This window comes from Halobellus captivus (genome assembly GCF_003697845.1).
Lineage (GTDB): Archaea > Halobacteriota > Halobacteria > Halobacteriales > Haloferacaceae > Halorubrum > Halorubrum glutamatedens.
Window position 1 is genome coordinate 1 of record NZ_RDQE01000008.1, and the last position, 15,803, is coordinate 15,803.

At 58.0% G+C, this 15,803-nt stretch carries 15 protein-coding genes, 1 tRNA gene and 4 pseudogenes; 12 read left to right on the forward strand and 8 right to left on the reverse strand.

The window, feature by feature from the left end:
• The first annotated feature begins 304 nt into the window (after positions 1 to 304).
• Positions 305 to 976, forward strand: a complete 672-nt coding sequence (locus EAO78_RS10225) for a DUF2306 domain-containing protein (protein WP_122105744.1) — start codon at positions 305 to 307, stop codon at positions 974 to 976.
• 77 nt (positions 977 to 1,053) lie between these two features.
• Here the strand turns inward: EAO78_RS10225 and EAO78_RS18440 are convergent.
• Positions 1,054 to 1,346: pseudogene (locus EAO78_RS18440) on the reverse strand (VOC family protein); the annotation flags it as partial.
• A gap of 449 nt (positions 1,347 to 1,795) precedes the next feature.
• Here EAO78_RS18440 and EAO78_RS10235 point away from each other — a divergent pair.
• The 3 genes and pseudogenes from EAO78_RS10235 to EAO78_RS10245 all read left to right on the forward strand — a co-directional run bounded on the left by EAO78_RS10235 (position 1,796) and on the right by EAO78_RS10245 (position 3,966).
• A complete protein-coding gene (locus tag EAO78_RS10235; protein ID WP_238987660.1) occupies positions 1,796 to 2,659 on the forward strand; it encodes a hypothetical protein in 864 nt (287 codons plus the stop codon).
• A gap of 56 nt (positions 2,660 to 2,715) precedes the next feature.
• A pseudogene (locus EAO78_RS10240) lies at positions 2,716 to 2,867 on the forward strand (IS1595 family transposase); the annotation flags it as partial.
• A gap of 91 nt (positions 2,868 to 2,958) precedes the next feature.
• Positions 2,959 to 3,966 (forward strand): M48 family metalloprotease, encoded by a 1,008-nt coding sequence (locus tag EAO78_RS10245; RefSeq protein ID WP_238987661.1) that lies wholly within the window; start codon positions 2,959 to 2,961, stop codon positions 3,964 to 3,966.
• Between the two features lie 101 nt (positions 3,967 to 4,067).
• Here the strand turns inward: EAO78_RS10245 and EAO78_RS10250 are convergent, their stop codons facing one another.
• Together EAO78_RS10250 and EAO78_RS10255 are read right to left on the reverse strand one after the other, a co-directional pair.
• Positions 4,068 to 4,391 carry a DUF7521 family protein gene (locus tag EAO78_RS10250; protein WP_122105747.1) on the reverse strand — a complete coding sequence of 108 codons (324 nt, stop codon included), beginning with the start codon at positions 4,389 to 4,391 and terminating at the stop codon, positions 4,068 to 4,070.
• Entirely contained in the window at positions 4,388 to 4,729 is a 342-nt protein-coding gene (locus tag EAO78_RS10255; RefSeq protein WP_203227866.1) for an ArsR/SmtB family transcription factor, read from the reverse strand. Before EAO78_RS10255 ends, EAO78_RS10250 begins: the two co-directional genes overlap by 4 nt.
• Positions 4,730 to 5,100: 371 nt before the next feature.
• Here EAO78_RS10255 and EAO78_RS10260 point away from each other — a divergent pair, with 371 nt between their 5' ends.
• Complete coding sequence (locus EAO78_RS10260) at positions 5,101 to 5,856, forward strand: CPBP family intramembrane glutamic endopeptidase (protein WP_238987662.1); 756 nt, start codon at positions 5,101 to 5,103, stop codon at positions 5,854 to 5,856.
• Between the two features lie 309 nt (positions 5,857 to 6,165).
• Here EAO78_RS10260 and EAO78_RS10265 read toward each other — a convergent pair whose 3' ends face one another.
• Positions 6,166 to 6,510: an ArsR/SmtB family transcription factor gene (locus EAO78_RS10265; protein WP_122105749.1), complete on the reverse strand. Its 345-nt coding sequence runs from the start codon at positions 6,508 to 6,510 to the stop codon at positions 6,166 to 6,168.
• Between the two features lie 144 nt (positions 6,511 to 6,654).
• On the opposite strand from EAO78_RS10265, the gene EAO78_RS10270 reads away from it, so the two are divergent.
• Positions 6,655 to 7,161, forward strand: coding sequence for a GbsR/MarR family transcriptional regulator (locus EAO78_RS10270; RefSeq protein WP_122105750.1), 507 nt, complete (start codon positions 6,655 to 6,657; stop codon positions 7,159 to 7,161).
• Here the strand turns inward: EAO78_RS10270 and EAO78_RS10275 are convergent, their stop codons facing one another.
• The gene (locus EAO78_RS10275) at positions 7,162 to 7,713 is read right to left on the reverse strand and encodes a hypothetical protein (RefSeq protein ID WP_122105751.1); all 552 of its coding nucleotides are present in this window, start codon (positions 7,711 to 7,713) and stop codon (positions 7,162 to 7,164) included.
• A gap of 191 nt (positions 7,714 to 7,904) precedes the next feature.
• Positions 7,905 to 8,918, reverse strand: coding sequence for an Acg family FMN-binding oxidoreductase (locus EAO78_RS10280; RefSeq protein WP_122105752.1), 1,014 nt, complete (start codon positions 8,916 to 8,918; stop codon positions 7,905 to 7,907).
• Between the two features lie 96 nt (positions 8,919 to 9,014).
• On the opposite strand from EAO78_RS10280, the pseudogene EAO78_RS10285 reads away from it, so the two are divergent.
• Positions 9,015 to 9,652 (forward strand): annotated as a pseudogene (locus tag EAO78_RS10285) (IS6 family transposase).
• Positions 9,653 to 9,660: 8 nt separating this feature from the next.
• Here the strand turns inward: EAO78_RS10285 and EAO78_RS10290 are convergent.
• Complete coding sequence (locus EAO78_RS10290; protein WP_122105753.1) at positions 9,661 to 10,260, reverse strand: RAD55 family ATPase; 600 nt, start codon at positions 10,258 to 10,260, stop codon at positions 9,661 to 9,663.
• A 271-nt stretch (positions 10,261 to 10,531) separates the two neighbouring features.
• Here EAO78_RS10290 and EAO78_RS10295 point away from each other — a divergent pair.
• Positions 10,532 to 10,606 (forward strand) — tRNA-Arg (locus EAO78_RS10295).
• 509 nt (positions 10,607 to 11,115) lie between these two features.
• Positions 11,116 to 11,994: pseudogene (locus EAO78_RS18735) on the forward strand (type IV toxin-antitoxin system AbiEi family antitoxin domain-containing protein).
• 590 nt (positions 11,995 to 12,584) lie between these two features.
• Here the strand turns inward: EAO78_RS18735 and msrB are convergent.
• Positions 12,585 to 13,010, reverse strand: coding sequence for a peptide-methionine (R)-S-oxide reductase MsrB (msrB, locus tag EAO78_RS10305; protein WP_122105754.1), 426 nt, complete (start codon positions 13,008 to 13,010; stop codon positions 12,585 to 12,587).
• Between the two features lie 145 nt (positions 13,011 to 13,155).
• On the opposite strand from msrB, the gene pyrB reads away from it, so the two are divergent.
• The 3 genes from pyrB to EAO78_RS10320 all read left to right on the forward strand — a co-directional run bounded on the left by pyrB (position 13,156) and on the right by EAO78_RS10320 (position 15,748).
• Positions 13,156 to 14,097, forward strand: coding sequence for an aspartate carbamoyltransferase (pyrB, locus tag EAO78_RS10310; RefSeq protein WP_122105755.1), 942 nt, complete (start codon positions 13,156 to 13,158; stop codon positions 14,095 to 14,097).
• A complete protein-coding gene (gene pyrI, locus EAO78_RS10315) occupies positions 14,094 to 14,552 on the forward strand; it encodes an aspartate carbamoyltransferase regulatory subunit (RefSeq protein WP_122105756.1) in 459 nt (152 codons plus the stop codon). Before pyrB ends, pyrI begins: the two co-directional genes overlap by 4 nt.
• Positions 14,553 to 14,887: 335 nt before the next feature.
• On the forward strand, positions 14,888 to 15,748 hold the full coding sequence (locus tag EAO78_RS10320; RefSeq protein WP_122105757.1) for a hypothetical protein: 861 nt from the start codon (positions 14,888 to 14,890) through the stop codon (positions 15,746 to 15,748).
• The last annotated feature ends 55 nt before the right edge of the window (positions 15,749 to 15,803 follow it).

Below are 15,803 nucleotides of genomic sequence, written 5' to 3' on the forward strand. Positions count from 1 at the left end.
TCACGCTCACCAGCGCTTCGAAGACGATCCACGACCAATTCGATCTGATTCACCGGCATCAGACGAGATTACGCGGCTGTCGATGTGATCGACTGATACTTGCTTGCTCTGAACGGACCGATTCCCGAGGAGCAACACAAGTGTGCTAACCGTTCCATGAGACACTAAAAGCGTTTTAGCGGAGCCTGTGCGGAGTGCGCTCAGTACAGGCGGCTACGATCGAATTACGTACGCACTCACACACTAATCTGCTGTAGAGTTCTACCACCAGTACAGCTATCGTCTTGCTATGTGGATAGGTGACATGGTAACTGCTGAATCGGTCACACTTTGGGCACACATTCTTTCGGGGGTCGCTGCGCTGCTGGCAGGAGTTGGTGCTCTCGTCACCACAAAAGGGGGCCATCGTCACCGGCTTGCCGGACGTGTATACGTTGGCGCAATGGCTGTAGTCGTCGGAACGGTCTTTCCGTTACTCGCTTTCGACCCTACCCCGAATCGAATCTTTCTCACGCTGGTCGCCATCTTCAGCGGCTACTTTGCGTTTTCCGGGTATCGAGTGCTCTCCCGAAAGCGATCCTCCGATACCGTTGGACGAATCGATTGGATAGCAGCACTTCTCGTCGTCGGCGCGTGTCTGTTCCTTGGCGGATGGGGCGTTGGATCTCTTCTCGGTGGGGACTCGTTTGGAACGGTGATGATCGTCTTCGGTGCTATCGGCATTCTCGTTGGAGTCTCGGACATCCGAGAGTTCCGTAGCTCGGCTCAACGAGGTCCATGGATGATAGAGCATCTCGGGCGAATGATGGGTGCGTATATTGCCACGGTGACCGCGGTGTCAGTCGTCAATTTCAGTAACGTCTCTCCGGTCGTGAGCTGGCTTTGGCCGACCGTTCTCGGAGTTCCACTCATCTGGTACTGGTTCCGTAAGTACGGGAATATTGGTCCATTTGCCCGTCTCTATCCGGCGAAATGATGAGAGTCCTCTGTGTCTTACCTATCCGAATCACATCGCAGAACGAACCTGCTAATAGAACGAATTGTGGGACGAACCTACTCCTCCGTGAGTTTCGGATACGCAACTTCCCACAGGTGGCCGTCGGGGTCAGCAAAGTACCCGGAATACCCGCCCCAAAATACGTCTTGTGCTTGCTTCACTATCTGACCCCCTGCGGCTTCAGCTTCTGCGAGAATCGATGTAACCTCGTCTTTGCTTGCAACGTTGTGCGCTAACGTCACTCCCGAGAAACCGTCTCCTTCGTCAGGAACGTTCGCGTCCTTGGCGAGGCGGTCTCTTGGTAGAGTGAAAGCCACGTACCCTCAAGTTCGAAGAACGCCACCTCACTATAACAAGGAGTGCGAACGATCCGATTCCGACAACAGCGAGAGACACCGACAACACGAGATCTGACCACGCGTTCCACGGGTCCTCAAGTGCCGGTTCGACCCGTGCGAGCCACCAGTCTGTCTCCCCCATTTCGTCTTCGGTCGTTTCCGCACGTCCGGTCAGTCGTCGGATAGCTGGCCGCCCGCCAGCCGCGAACAGGGCGACGATCGTGACACTCCCCATCGCCAGTAGAACTGGTAGTGAAACGATCCCCGTCTGTGCAAACAAGAAGATCAGTACGAACCCGAGCCCCGCCAGCCCGGAAACGAACCCCCGAACAACACCCCAGAGTTCCATCTCAGTTCGGAGATAGCGCCGTTCAACGCGTTAATCTGGCGGTCACTGGGGAACAGCGGGATCGAATCTGACACCACCACTTCTAACTCGATCTCCCGTGAGTGAGTCGATATGCCCTCCACGAGCACGGTACGAACAGATCCCGGTCTCAGCTGGAAGACGATCCTACACGGTATTCGTCGGCTTCCGCACCGGATGGCGGCGTTTATCGTCACGATGCACCCTGTGATCTGGGGCGGCTTTTTCGTCGCACTCCCGCTTGCGGTCCTCGGTTCGGTGACTGTCGTTGGCTCTCGGGCAGCCGTCGCGTACGTGATCGTCTGTGCGTGCCTGTGGCTGATGGTGTGGTTTTCGAGTGCGGGATTCAAAACGAATCACTACCGGCTTGGTCCCGAGAAGCGCACGTTGACGATCAAACCTGAATTCGACGATCCCGAGACTGAACAGTTCGCAGCGGCGACCGGCACTGACGAACGGACGGTTGACCTCGACACGGTAGACGCCATTCAATTCATCCCACTCGGTCCGATCGTAGCTGCTCGACTTCACTACCACTCCTTCACAGTCACGAAGCCAGAGGGAGTCCTCGTACCGCGCGGACGGCTGCACGAAGTCGCTGCCAGCTTTCGATCGTGTGACGTGTCAGTTCCCGAATTGACGCCTGACGACCGTCCGACGCCTCAACGCCGACCGCTCCGTGCTGCGATCCGGATCGCCGCAACGCCGGTGTTGATCGGCGTACTCCCGGTCTACCTCGTGCAGTTTCGACTCGGCATCGACGTGTGGCCGTTTCTGTTCGGGTTCGTCCTCGTCACGTGGGTCGTGATCGTTCGATACCTCTCCGTCCGGTTCGGTATCCGCCCTGAGGGGACACGGGCACGTGACTGGCTCCTTCGATGGGGGATCGATATCTTCGTCGCGGGACTTGGGTTAGTGGTTGCGCTCGGACTGTTCTCCCTCATCGGAGCACTATGAGGACCGATTTGGGATGACAATATTCATTAATTTCCTTGCAACGTACCTGCCGTGATGTGAACACGCACGAGAGCCACGCGTCGCTAACACGACACTGGCTCTCGCCGCAACGAGGCATCTCTAAAGACAGACTCACACGTATTTCCGAGCGTTCCAGATCCCGCGTGAAGTGTTCCGAAAACCGGGGGAAGAAGCGCTCAAAACCATCCCGAAACTACGCTATGACTCACTAACAATCTCCGGTACAAGAGCGTACTGGGGAATCAAACTTCTTTACCCGTCATTCGAATCGTTCTGGTATGCCCTCCAAGTCGCTGTCACTTACAGTGAAGATGGTTTCTGCAGTGATTGGATTAACAGTAGTTGCCGTGGGATTTCTCGTTGGTGTCTGGGTTGTCCTCTATGGGGTACTCTCTTTCTTTGACGTGGCCTCGGCATCATCCCTCGCAGCGGGGATCACTGTGCTGACGATCGTGACTGTCGGATATCTCGAATACAGGCAAATCGATACGATCGAACGAGTTGCTGACGCCCAGCGTGTCGATAGAGAGGCCGAACCAGCGTTGTACGAGCTAGTCACACGCATCGCAACACAACTCGATATTCCGGTCCCGACGATCGCGCTCTCGGAACGGCGGGCACCCGAAGCCCTTGTCGTCGGATTTCGACCGGGGAACATTCACTTGGTCCTGTCCCGCGGGACAGTCAACACGCTTGATGGAACCGCGGAACTGGAAGCCGTAATCGCCCACGAACTCGCACACGTGAAAAATCGGGACGCAATGGTAATGACGATCCTCTCGCTTCCCGTGATTCTCGCTAATGGACTCGGTTCCAGACTCGCAGACGTTGAAAATCCGGGGTGGGCTGCAATCGTTATTGTCCCGCTCGCATTCATCTCGACGATTGTCTGGGTAATCGGGAAAGCAATCACCGCTCGCTTGTCCCGAGTGAGAGAACGTGTCGCGGACCAAGTTGCAGCACAAATCACTGGGTCACCTGCAGCCCTTGCTACTGCACTCAAACAGCTTGATCAAGGCATTTCGGAAACACCCAACCGAGATTTACGTGAAGCGTCCGGAATCTCGTCGCTCTCGATCCTTCCTCTTGAACCGGAGGAGTTGGAAAAGGTGATGCTCGGTCCAGAGGGCAACACAGAACCGTCGTACTGGTGGCTCCGCACACGACTGCACCAACTCGAACGGTGGCTGTTCCGAACCCACCCGCCAACAGACGACCGTATTGAACAACTCGCTGCATACGAACGCAACCAAGAACGACGCCCAGCGTCAAACATACAATCGTGAGTGGAAACAACTAGAAGCGCTCGAACGATCTTGGGAATTACTGAAGAACTCAGACCAAAAGGAAACGGCGTATTTCTTCAGTTGATCCGTAAGTCCAAGGGCTAGGTGCGTTGCGGCGTCCACAGCCCATAGAGAATCGCTACGAGTCCTGCGAGTTCACTGACTTGGCCGACGCTATTGACGATCGGGACTGGTACATTAAGTCCAAATCCTAAGATCACGAGTGCGGCACCTGGAACACCGAGGATAAGCGCAAATCCGAGTGCGATGAACAGCATCGGTCGGCTTTGGTTCCGTCGATAGCCGAGATACGCAAGATAGCTGATGGTTAAGCCGAGTGCGACGGAGATGAGTTCACTGGCGGTTCGAATACGGCTGAGCGTATCGAGATCGATCGACTGGAGGAGTAGTTCAAATGTGGTCATCTGTTTTCAACGAAGCAAGTGAACCGGTCGGCCATCCGTTCACGACGCGAGACAGTGATCTCGAAGCCCTCATCGGTGAGTGTCAGCGTAAGGCTGTGAAGTTGTGCCTGGTACACTTTGTAGTTCTTCCCGTCCGTAACTGGCTGGATCTCTTCGGATATGAGGTCGTACTTTCGGAGTCGTTCGAGTCGACGGTAAACCGTCGGTTCCGACGTGTCGAGTCGCTTACTGAGTTCGGACGCCGAACAGGGACCGTTTTTCGTTTCGATGAGGATACGTCGGGCACAGTCATCTGCGAGGAGATCTGCGAGTCCCGCCGCATCCGTTCCGTCCGACACAACAACTCCCACATCTATGTGGTTCTCAATAACAGTTCGGTGGATCGTGTCGGTTGTGGTTGGCTTCAACCGCTGAAACCAGGCAAAGGCGCTCTTTGATATCGCATGTGTTGGAGTCGGTATCGATGTCGAAGTCGAATATGCCCCGTGATGTAGATAGCCCCTCCAAACAAGCTAAACGGACACTCCTCGCTCCGTTTTGGAATCGTACTGAGAATCGCCTCCGTGCCCTTTGGCGGATTCTCGGTGCGTTCATACTCGTCGCAACCGGTTCACAGGTACTCCCATCCGTACTGTTCAGTAATAGCGATCTCCCGCCATCTCTGCTGGGATTAACGCAGAATATCTTCACCGTTGTCACTGTACTCCTGGTGATCGTAATCTGGGCTCGATACGTCGATCGACGCCGACTCACCGAGTATGGTCTTCACGTCGGACCGGAATGGGTGCGGGACGCAGGTGCCGGTGTCGTCATCGCGTTCGTCGCGTGGGGGCTAGCGCTTGCAGTACATCTCACTGTCGGGTGGACACACATCTCGGCTGTCCTGTCGCCAGGGAACGCTGCGAACGCACTCCCCTTCGCAGTAGCTCTAATCGCGTTCGTCGCCCAGTTCCTGCTCGTCGGAATCTGGGAAGAACTCCTGTTTCGAGGGCTCGTGCTCAAAAACGCCGCTGAAGGATTCCATACGCAGTGGTTCTCGGAACGCGGTGCAGTGCTGGCTGGCCTCGTTGCGTCCTCACTGCTGTTCGGCGTCGTCCACGTCGATCAAGCGACGTCACTGCCCGCGCTTGGGTTCTGGGTGTTGATGGGTCTGGTTCTTGGCAGCGTGTACGTCATCACTGACTCGCTGGCAATACCGATCGGCATTCATTTTGCAACGAATCTCGCGTTCAACAACGTCTACGGGTTGAGTAATGTTCGACCGGAGACTGCGGAGGTCGCTGCCGCGCTGCTCCGCCCGGAATTCACCGGTCCGACCAGGTTCGTCGGCGTTTCGGGACTTGTTAACGTCGGTGTGGTCGTACTCATCGCCGTACTCTCAATAGGGTACGTTGCCGTCCAGTACGACTCCATCAGGGTGAGAGTATCACCTGTGTATACTGTATATTCCCGTTCACATAACTGAGTTTGAAAGCGAAGGGCTATAGTGACGGATTGACGAATCGTATTCTTTGTCTGCGTGCTACGCGGTTTCTGCCGGCAGATTCGTTCGTACGAGACCACAGTCGGGTCAAGCGACTGGCTCGATATCAACGGTCTCTGTCATGTCGAGTGTCCCGAGTACGCCTTCTCGTGTGTTTTCTGTGTCGCCCGTAAGGTATGGCCTCCAGCTCGAACCGTTATGTGTTCCATCGTGACGCCACAATCCGGACACCGTCGTTCCATGTATCCAGTTACCTCTCTCACCCCAAAAGGTATTGGACGAGAGTGGGGCTCACTCGACGTCGTCGTGGAATTGGACGACGAGTTGTTCGATCGCGAGGGCATACACCGTCATTTCTCGGCCCTTCTCGGAGTACCACGTCTCGATCGGTGTGATGAGTTCCGCATCGCAGAGCCGATCAAGGTGGTATGAGACGTTCTGTACGGATTGGTCGAGTGACTTGGCGATCTCGGATGCCGTTTTCGGCTCCGATTCGAGTGTGCTCAAGATCTTCTGTGCAGTCTCGGATGAAAGGACTTGGAGCACCTCAGTTTGCTCGTTTCGGTCGATGACGATGTTCGTTTGTTCACGGGGGGCGTGGGTGACGGGAGGCTGGTGTGGGAAGGCGCTTGCCATAGGTTTGATCAGGGCGTGACCGGCTTATTCTGTTTGTTCGGTTCACTCCGAACAACCGAATCAAACGATTTAATACTTACGGAATTCATAACCGAAGTATGACTCAACAGAGTACCCATCACGGAGTATGGACAATATCCATCTATGAGTGAGGATGATCGCGCCGTCGCCCGCGAGCGGATCATCGAGTCGATGGAGCAGTCGGCAGAAGTCTACGGTCTCAGCCGGAGTGCAGGCCGCATTTATGGTGTGTTATACTTCTCTGACGAACCCCTTTCAATCCCGGAACTCGTCGACGAGACCGGCTACGCGAAATCAACGATTAGCAACGTCACCCGTACCTTGACGCGGATCGGACTTATTCACCGTCGATCATCGGCAGGCGGCGGCCGACGCGTTCAGTATACCGCCGAGCGGGAGATCTGGTTCATTCTACAGGACGTGTTTCAACAGTACGTCCAACGAGAGATTCAGACGACACTCCGGACGATTCAGCGCGCGCAAGCACAACTCCCGGACGAGAGCGAAACCGAGGGTGAACGGATCGAGGAGCTTCGAGACACCTACGAAGATCTACAAGAGATCGTCACACTCGCGTCAAACTTCACCGCCGCAGAACTCCGCGACGCGCTCGAATCCTACGATCGATAGTCACCAGTACACGGTGTACGTACAGGCATCGTCTCCGTCACGACGACATGTCTCTCCCGTTTCCTCGATGAAGACGAACGCATCGACAGACGCGTACTGTCTGGCGACACCACGGATGAGTCCACGATCGAACGGACAAGGGTATGGATTGTAACACGTGAGTTCGCCGGTTCGATCCTCGGTCTGTTCGAACTCATAGTAGCCGATGTCGCCACCACGATGATTCTGCTGGTAGGCCTCATCGATCGACTGGAGGCCCTCGGGAACGGTATCGAAGTCTTTCGGCCACGTGGCGACTTCCGGAAGTTGTTCACCCAGCCGATCGAGAACGTGCGGCTGTAACTCCTCAGCGATCGTCTCAAAGGTATCCAGCCAGGTTTGTTGTGGATACCACTCTTCGGGGTCCGGATCAGTGATTCCTTCCGCAGCAAGTGCTTGGAGCGCCCGTTCCTGATAGGCTTCAGAAAACCGTCCCATTGCCGTTTCGACGATCGTGAGGACCGTTTGACCGTTCACCTCTACGCCTTGGTCAAACGCTTCATAGGTGGCCATTATGTGTACCACCGATCGGATCAGGAAAGTAACTTCGGTATGAAAGCGCTACACGACAATTGAGGACTCTTTCAGGTCGTTGCAAGCCGATTATACACTCGACCTCAGAGCGCTGCATCGATTCCGTACCAGTGAACTTTCGGTCCTAAACTCCGAAACTGTGAAAGTTCACAGATTCAGAGGTAGTGAATCTATTGGTTTGTTAAGGGTACAGATTCGAGTGGCCATCGTGGAGTGTGCGTTCGCTCTTCTTCGACATACCCCAGACGGAACAGATGTTGGGGTATCTCCTCTCCAGTGCCAGCTCTGGTAGCGAGTTTCGTTCGCATTTCTGGCCGTTCCAAGATCTGACTCAGTGGATGGACGGCGAAATCTTCAGCACTCGCGAGAAGGGCGAGTCGTTCGAAGACTTGACCGGTTTTGACCTGGGCCGTTGCAGTGTCTTCCTGGGTTGCCAGCAATGCGACGACTGGCGCGCATTCGATAAGTTTCGAGTTCTTTCGGCCTTCCCGTTCTCCGAGATCGAAGTGAGAAACGACCGCCTGCCCGAGACGGGCCATGAGCCACGAACTGCCGAGCGCGCCCGTCCCGACCCAGTAGCCCAGTTCTTGCCGATATGTTGGGTCAGCCATCTGTGCCTCATCCGCCTCGGCTTGGAGTTCGCCGATAGAACGCTTTTGCTCGGGGTCATCGATCAGGGACAATGTCACGCTGTCCCATTCGATTACTCGACGGAACTGATCTCTCGTTTCCCGAGGGAGTGCTTGGTCTTCGAACAACTGGTGGCTCGTATACCGCTCTGTGAGCTCGTCGAACAACTCCGATGGTCGACTGGACGATGGGTCGCTATCAGGTTCGAGTGTGACCGTCGAGACGAGGTTGTCGTCCTCGTCGGTATGATACGTGATTTCGTAACCGACCTCGAAGTGTTCGGCCGCAGTACAGAGATTTTCGAGCGCACAGCCGATACTGATGAATAGCTCTCGCTTGTCTTGGTCAGCGACTTCGAGCCATCGTGTCTTGTCGAAGGCGATTTCGATCGTTTCGTCCCGAATCGTGAACTGCCACGGTTGAGAGTTGTGACTTGACGGGGCTAAAATCGCATAGCGGAGCAGGAACTTCGCCTGTTCTCCGAGAGGGGATCCATCGGGAAACTCGCCCTCGGTGATGTCCCAGACTGATTGGGTCAATTCGTCTGCGTCCATAACGGAGATACGCGCTCCACTATGCTAAATATGGCTCCACCAGCCCATCTCGGTCGCGTAAAGTTAGAGAATGAGGCGTTCGACTTCAGAGTGTCTATGACCGAAATCGAACGCCTCAGCCAACGTATCGCGTGGATCGACTTGTCGTTTGTGGAGCGAGATCGAACTCCGCGATGGGCGATTGAAATAGGGATCCGCTGTCACTTGGCCGGCATATCACTACGTGAGGTAAGTAAATTTCTCGATGAATACGGGATCGATCGGAGTCACGTCGCTATCCATAACTGGGTTCATAAAGCCGATCTACAGCCGATCTCGACCGTGTCTGCGGATCAACTCGCGGTTGACGAAAAGATGATCCGCCTCCACGGCTAGAAGTTCTGGCTGTACGGTGCGGTTGATCCGTTTACGAACGAGATCCTTCACGTGAGCCTCTATCCGACCGCAAATAAACAGACGACGCGATGGTTTCTCACCGAGCTACACCGGCGCTATCAGCTCGATAATGTGGAACTTCTCGTCGATGACGCAGACTATCTCGGATCTGTCCTCGCTGAAGACGGCTATCGATTTCAATCATTCAACATGGAAATCGGAATGCCATCGAACGTGTTTTTTGGGAAATAGAACGACGAACATCATCGTTTGCGAATAGTTTCAGCAATGTCGCGCTAGAGACAGCTCAAAATTGGCTTGAAGCCGTCGCAGTCTACCACAATTCACGCCAAAGTTAACGCGACCCTCAGGCCAACCGGACCTCGACTTCGTCGTCCTCCGAAACCGTCACGATCCCGTCGAACAGCTGTTTGAGGGTGTTCAGGCTCTGGTCGTCGTGTGCAGTCGAATCGATGCTGAACAGCCCGAGCCCGTTGACGCTCTGGACGCGACCGGTGAACACGTGGAGGAACCGGAAGACCGTCTGGAGGTCCGAGTACATCAGAAGCGTCGAAAGCGAGTGGACCATGACCCGGTTCCGGTCGATCCCGCGGTCGCCGAACGCCTGGAGGAACTCCGAGAGCTTGATCCCGATCCCGGTCATGTCGACCGGAGACGAGGCGTACTTGATCCGGTCGGAGTCGCGGACGTCGGACCCCTGCTGGCGGGTGACGCAGTCGACGACCGCCACGGGTTTCCCCTCGTAAGGCGTCCGCTTCTCGTAGTCCTTCAACACCCGATCGGCACCGTCCTTCGTCGTGACGACGATCGCGCCGTCACCCCGGTCGGTCCCGTCCGCGAGGACGTCCATAGCGAGGGAGCGCTTCCCGGTAAGGGGGGGGCCGGTGAGAAGCAGGTTCGTTCCCGGTTCCACCTCCGCGTCGAGGTGGGGAGCTAAATCATACATGAGTGTACCTCGATCGCGGGGGGATGGACGCGGACCACTCGTTCGACGACCGTCTCCGACCGGGATACATCGACTACGGAAAACATCTCCAGTCCCGATAATATTCTTTTTGATCGGCCGTCGCTCCGATGAGGACGCGGATCGAGTCGTCCGAGACGGTGGCGAATCCGTCGCAGTCCACGGATCGACGACGTTCGAGACCGGCAACCGACCGTCGGCGATCGATCCGGATCGCGGGACTTAAAACCGTCAGCGCGATACCGATGGGTACGGGCGCTTAGCTCAGTCTGGATAGAGTGCTTGGCTTCGGACCAAGTTGTCGCGGGTTCAAATCCTGCAGCGCCCATTCGTTTTCCGAACGGTCCACATTCGCACGACAGGGTAGCGTCCCTTTTAAAGAAGACGCTATCTCCGTCGAACATTTCATTCGGATTCCGAATGGAGGTCGCCGCAATCAGGCGATTCGCTAGGATTTAGATGACAATCACGGGGCTAAAACCTCGGTCGACCGCGCGCGAAGCCTTCCTTCGACCACGTGTTCGATCGAACCACTCTTAATAAGGTGTAGGTGGAGGACGAATTGATCGGAACCCACGCAACACGACTTCTCCGATACAGGTGCGACCACTATTGTATTCTCCTGGGTCTGAAATTCGTCTCTTCGTGAGTCAACTTCTCCAGTGGCGCTTTTGCGTACCAATTAGTCTCCAGACTACTGTAGTAAATAAAATATTTCTGACTGCTTTTAGAGTCTAAGTACTCTAAGCGGCTGTGTAGTCGACTTTAGAACCAAGAACACTCAACGAATACCGTTATTTTCCGAGCGGATTTAGACTCTATGTATACTGAGCGGCTATGGGATCGATAAACGAGTCAGAGACTCAAAGAAAGAGTCTATCGACGCGTGAATCTCAAGCTCTCTCGCGGCTCGCGAGCGAGGGGCGACAAGTCATCACTGTCGGCGACGTCGAGGATACGCTAGAGATCTCTCGAAAATCAGCCAAGGACATGGCGTATTCCCTCAAGGAGAAAGGCTGGCTAGAGCGTCTCTCTCAAGGAAAATATCTCATCCTACCACTTTCGGCTGGAGACAGTGCGGTTTACGCGGGACACGAGTTCGTCATCGCTTCGGCACTCGTGGAACCGATGTACATCGGCTACTGGAGCGCGATGAATCATCGCGGTCTCACGGAGCAGATGTCGCGGACGGTATACCTCGTAACGACGAAGCGCGCAGAATCACTCGAGATCCATGGCGTCGAGTACCGACCGGTGTCGGTCACTGAGCAGAAATTCTTTGGATATCAGCCGACAGCAGTCGGATCGACACAGGTGAACATCGCCAGTATCGAAAAGACGCTGGTCGACTGTGCTGATCATCCCGAGTTCTGCGGGGGAGTCGGTGAACCCGCCAAGGCGATGTAAAACGCGACAGAGAAGCGGTGTTCGTGGGAAACGGTCGTAGAACATCTCCGTCGGGTCGGGAACGGTGCTGCAACGAAACGCATTGTATACCTCGCAGACCAGCTCGACATTGATCTCCCGGAGTATTGGGATCTCGTCGAGGATTTCACGACCGGATATCCACTTCTCGACCCAACTCGAGAAGCGACGGGCACCCGGGACAGTAAGTACCAGTTGCGTCTGAACGTGGAACCCGAAGTATTCCTTCCAATGACAGCGGCCTCTCCGACTGTCTCTGCTGTAATTGATTGGAGTTTAGCTGGAAAGTAGGGTGCTAAGCCCCCTTCCTCAAGGAGTGAACAGAACGGAGTGAAGTGAACGAGTAGGGAGGGGATACAGCACCCTACTTTCCAGCTAATAAATCGATGAAACTTAAGTGTACGTACGCGATGCTCCTCGCTCGGCGGGGTCGACGGTTCCGGCTCAAACAACGCTAGATCCGCGCCTTCCCTCAATGTGAAACGGACTCCGTAACGGTCGACGCTCTTTGGCGTTGCTCGGTGCTGACTACGCACGTCGCATTCGGCACGCCTTCTGAAGTTTTTTCATGCCATCAAATACGCCCGTACTCGGCCATCTCACACTCGAGAAGTCGATTCGCTCGACGGATCGATCACACAGTCGGTCCACCTCGACGAACTCCGCCTCCTCGAGTTTCACGACCGGTGCTTCGTGTGATCCACCCCGGATGGGCAACGCGATGCGGTTGGTGGCGTTTCACGGACCCGGGAACGTGGGGACGACGGTGGGGTGGGGGCGACGGTGGGGTGGGGGCGACGGTGGGGTGAGGACGACGAACCGAAGGGATCGTCCCCGTCGTCAGCCGAAGGTTGACGGCGTAGCCACGGGATCGGAGCCGGTCACTCCCCGTCGAACTCCATCGCGACGGAGTTGATACAGAAGCGCTTGCCGGTCGGCTCCGGTCCGTCGTCGAAGACGTGGCCGAGATGCGAGTCGCAGGACGCACACCGGACCTCGGTGCGGCGCATTCCGTGGCTGGTGTCGAGCGTCGTCGTCACCGAGTCCTCCTCGGCGGCGTAGAAGGCGGGCCAGCCGCAGCCGGACTCGTACTTCGTCTCGGCGGCGAACAACCGTTCGCCGCAGGCCGCACAGCGATACTCCCCGTCCTCGGGCAGGTGGTCGACGTACTCGCCCGAGAACCGCGCCTCGGTTCCGCTCTCTCTGAGCACGCGGTACTCCTCCTCGGAGAGCCGCTCGCGCCACTCCTCGTCGGTCAGGTCCTCGAGGTCGTCCGCGCCGGTCGACGCCGCGTCGGTGTCGCTCATGGGAACCGATACGGGCCGCGTCGGTAAGGCGGTTGTGGCGGCGGAGGGGCGGGGACGATCGACCGGGTCGGAGTTACTACCCGCGTCGACCGAGACCGTCGGCGACCCGAGGGATTCAAGATACTGCCGGACCCCTACTCCGACGATGCGTCAGGACCACCTCATCACCGCGACCCAGCTCTCGCGGGATGACATCGAGGCGGTACTCGATCGGGCCCGCGAGGTCGCCGCCGACCCCGAAGCGTACGCGGGCCGACACGGGGGGACGATGCTCGCGCTCTGCTTCTTCGAACCGAGCACGCGCACGCGGATGAGCTTCGACGCCGCCGCGAAACGCCTCGGGATCGACACGATCGACATGGGCGACGTGGACTCCTCGTCGGTCTCGAAGGGCGAATCGCTCGCGGACACCGTCCGCGTCATCGAGGGATACGCCGACTCGATCGTGTTGCGACACCCCAGCGAGGGCGCGGCGACGCTGGCCGCGGAGTTCGTCGACGTCCCCGTGATAAACGCGGGTGACGGGGCGGGTCAACACCCGTCCCAGACCCTGCTCGACCTCCACACGATCCGGGAGAACCACGGCCTCGACGACCTCACGGTCGGTATCATGGGTGATCTGAAGTACGGTCGAACGGTCCACTCGCTCGCGACCGCGCTAACCAACTTCGACGCCCGCCAGCACTTCATCAGTCCCGAGTCGCTTCGACTGCCCCGATCGGTCCGGTTCGACCTCCACGAGACGGGCGCGCAGATACGCGAACACGAGGACTTGGAGGGAGTCCTTCCGGAGCTCGACGTGCTGTACGTCACCCGCATCCAGAAGGAGCGGTTCCCCGACGAGAACGAGTACCACCGCGTCGCGGGACAGTACCGGATCGACGCCGACACGCTCGAGGCCGCGCCCGACGACCTCACCGTGATGCACCCGCTTCCCCGCGTCGACGAGATCGCCGCCGACGTCGACGACACCGATCACGCTCGCTACTTCGAACAGGCACACAACGGGATCCCGGTCCGGATGGCGCTTCTCGATACCCTACTGGAGAACGCCGAGGCGGCCGAGGGGATGGAGGTGGACCGATGAGCGAACACGAGCTCCGCGTCTCGAAGATCCGCGACGGGACCGTGATCGACCACGTCGAGGGCGGGCAGGCGCTCAACGTGCTCGCGATCCTCGGGATCGACGGCTCCGAGGGACTCGGCGTCTCCGTCGGAATGAACGTCCCCTCCGACCGTCTCGGCCGGAAGGACCTCGTGAAGGTGGAGGGCCGTGAGCTCTCCCAATCGGAGGTCGACGTCCTCTCGCTCATCGCTCCGGAGGCGACGATCAACATCGTCCGCGAGTTCGAGGTGGTCGAGAAGAACCGCGTGACACGGCCCGACCGCGTCGCGGGCGTGCTCTCGTGTCCGAACCGGAACTGCATCACCAACGCCGACGAGCCGGTCGAGACGCGGTTCGAGGTGGTCGCCGACGGAGTCCGCTGTGACTACTGTTCGACGGTCCTCCGGTCGGACATCGCCGAACACATCGACGTGTGAACTCCGATCGACGCGTCAGTGACCCACGACTGACGTCGTGGGCTTCCGCCTCGTCCCTCTGCGACCTCGATGTGATCGCCCGTCCACGTGCGGGCGAACGTCGGTAGTTTTTAGCGGCCGCCGGTCGACGATGCGTGTATGGGAACGAAAGCGAAACTCGTCGTCGTACTGTCGCTCGTGGTCCTCGCGTACTTCCTCCTCGCCGGCGACAAACAGCCGGTCGAAGTGGAGTAACGGACGCCAGGGAACCGACCGTCGACGGAGCGTAACCGTTCGACCGAGACTACCCGGGCGCAAGCCCGCCGTTTTTACCCGTCAGCCGCGTAGCGACTCTCATGTACGGGGTCGTCACGCGGAACGCCGACGAGGTCGACATGGAGCCGTTCGACCTGGGATGTTACGAGGTCAAGGACGTCACCGGACGGGCGGCCGCGCCCCTCCCGAACGCCGTGAACATGGTGTCGTGTTTCGGCGACAACGCGGCCGCCGGCGAGAACCCGGATCTCGTACCGGTCGACGACCGCGGCGAGCCGGCGACCCGCGACCGCGAGTACTTCGACTGGGCGTACGTCTGTCCGACCCATCCGGAGTACCGCGAGGGACTCCTCGAGATAATCGAGGACTGCGCCGCCGAGAACGACGACGTTCGCCTCGACGACGTGGGGTTCCCACGAGAGGGTTTCTGTCGCTGTGACCGCTGTGAGCGGCTGTTCGCCGGGAGCGACCGCGACGAGCGGGCCGACTGGCGTGCCGACGTGATCACGGGGTTCGTCGCCGAGGCGGCCGAACGCGTCCCGGGCCGGACGCTCCTCACTCTCTACCCCGACCCGTATCCGGGACACCTCCGTGCGCGTTCCGGGCTCGACCTCGACGCCCTGACCGAACACGTCGACGAGTTCGTCGTCCCGCTGTACGACACGGAGTACGCGACCACCTACTGGCTGGAGTCGATCCTCCGCGGCTTCCGCTCGCGACTCGGTGGCGACTACGACGTCCACGGCGCGCCGCCGGAGACGCCCTTCTCCGCCGAGCTCTACGCCGTCGACGTCGACGTCGACGACCTGATCCACGCGACGGAGGTGGCGGAGACGTACGTCAAGGACGTGTTCTTCGGGTACGACGCCAACAACGCGGCGGCGGCGCTCCGCCGAAAGGACGCCGACACCCGGGAAGGGAAGGTCCACCGACCGGAGTGAATCGATCCGGTACGGACGCGGCGCCAGCGATCGAACGGGACGGGTGGCCGACCGT

What these genes read in the sequence shown, in the direction of transcription:
- EAO78_RS10225 (WP_122105744.1), top strand. Translation starts at nt 305, where the DNA reads ATGGTAACTGCTGAATCGGTCACACTTTGGGCACACATTCTTTCGGGG.
- pyrB (WP_122105755.1), top strand. Translation starts at nt 13,156, where the DNA reads ATGCGTCAGGACCACCTCATCACCGCGACCCAGCTCTCGCGGGATGAC.
- pyrI (WP_122105756.1), top strand. Translation starts at nt 14,094, where the DNA reads ATGAGCGAACACGAGCTCCGCGTCTCGAAGATCCGCGACGGGACCGTG.
- msrB (WP_122105754.1), bottom strand. Translation starts at nt 13,010, where the DNA reads ATGAGCGACACCGACGCGGCGTCGACCGGCGCGGACGACCTCGAGGAC.
- EAO78_RS10270 (WP_122105750.1), top strand. Translation starts at nt 6,655, where the DNA reads ATGAGTGAGGATGATCGCGCCGTCGCCCGCGAGCGGATCATCGAGTCG.
- EAO78_RS10320 (WP_122105757.1), top strand. Translation starts at nt 14,888, where the DNA reads ATGTACGGGGTCGTCACGCGGAACGCCGACGAGGTCGACATGGAGCCG.
- EAO78_RS10245 (WP_238987661.1), top strand. Translation starts at nt 2,959, where the DNA reads ATGCCCTCCAAGTCGCTGTCACTTACAGTGAAGATGGTTTCTGCAGTG.
- EAO78_RS10275 (WP_122105751.1), bottom strand. Translation starts at nt 7,713, where the DNA reads ATGGCCACCTATGAAGCGTTTGACCAAGGCGTAGAGGTGAACGGTCAA.
- EAO78_RS10250 (WP_122105747.1), bottom strand. Translation starts at nt 4,391, where the DNA reads ATGACCACATTTGAACTACTCCTCCAGTCGATCGATCTCGATACGCTC.
- EAO78_RS10290 (WP_122105753.1), bottom strand. Translation starts at nt 10,260, where the DNA reads ATGTATGATTTAGCTCCCCACCTCGACGCGGAGGTGGAACCGGGAACG.
- EAO78_RS10265 (WP_122105749.1), bottom strand. Translation starts at nt 6,510, where the DNA reads ATGGCAAGCGCCTTCCCACACCAGCCTCCCGTCACCCACGCCCCCCGT.
- EAO78_RS10235 (WP_238987660.1), top strand. Translation starts at nt 1,796, where the DNA reads ATGCCCTCCACGAGCACGGTACGAACAGATCCCGGTCTCAGCTGGAAG.
- EAO78_RS10280 (WP_122105752.1), bottom strand. Translation starts at nt 8,918, where the DNA reads ATGGACGCAGACGAATTGACCCAATCAGTCTGGGACATCACCGAGGGC.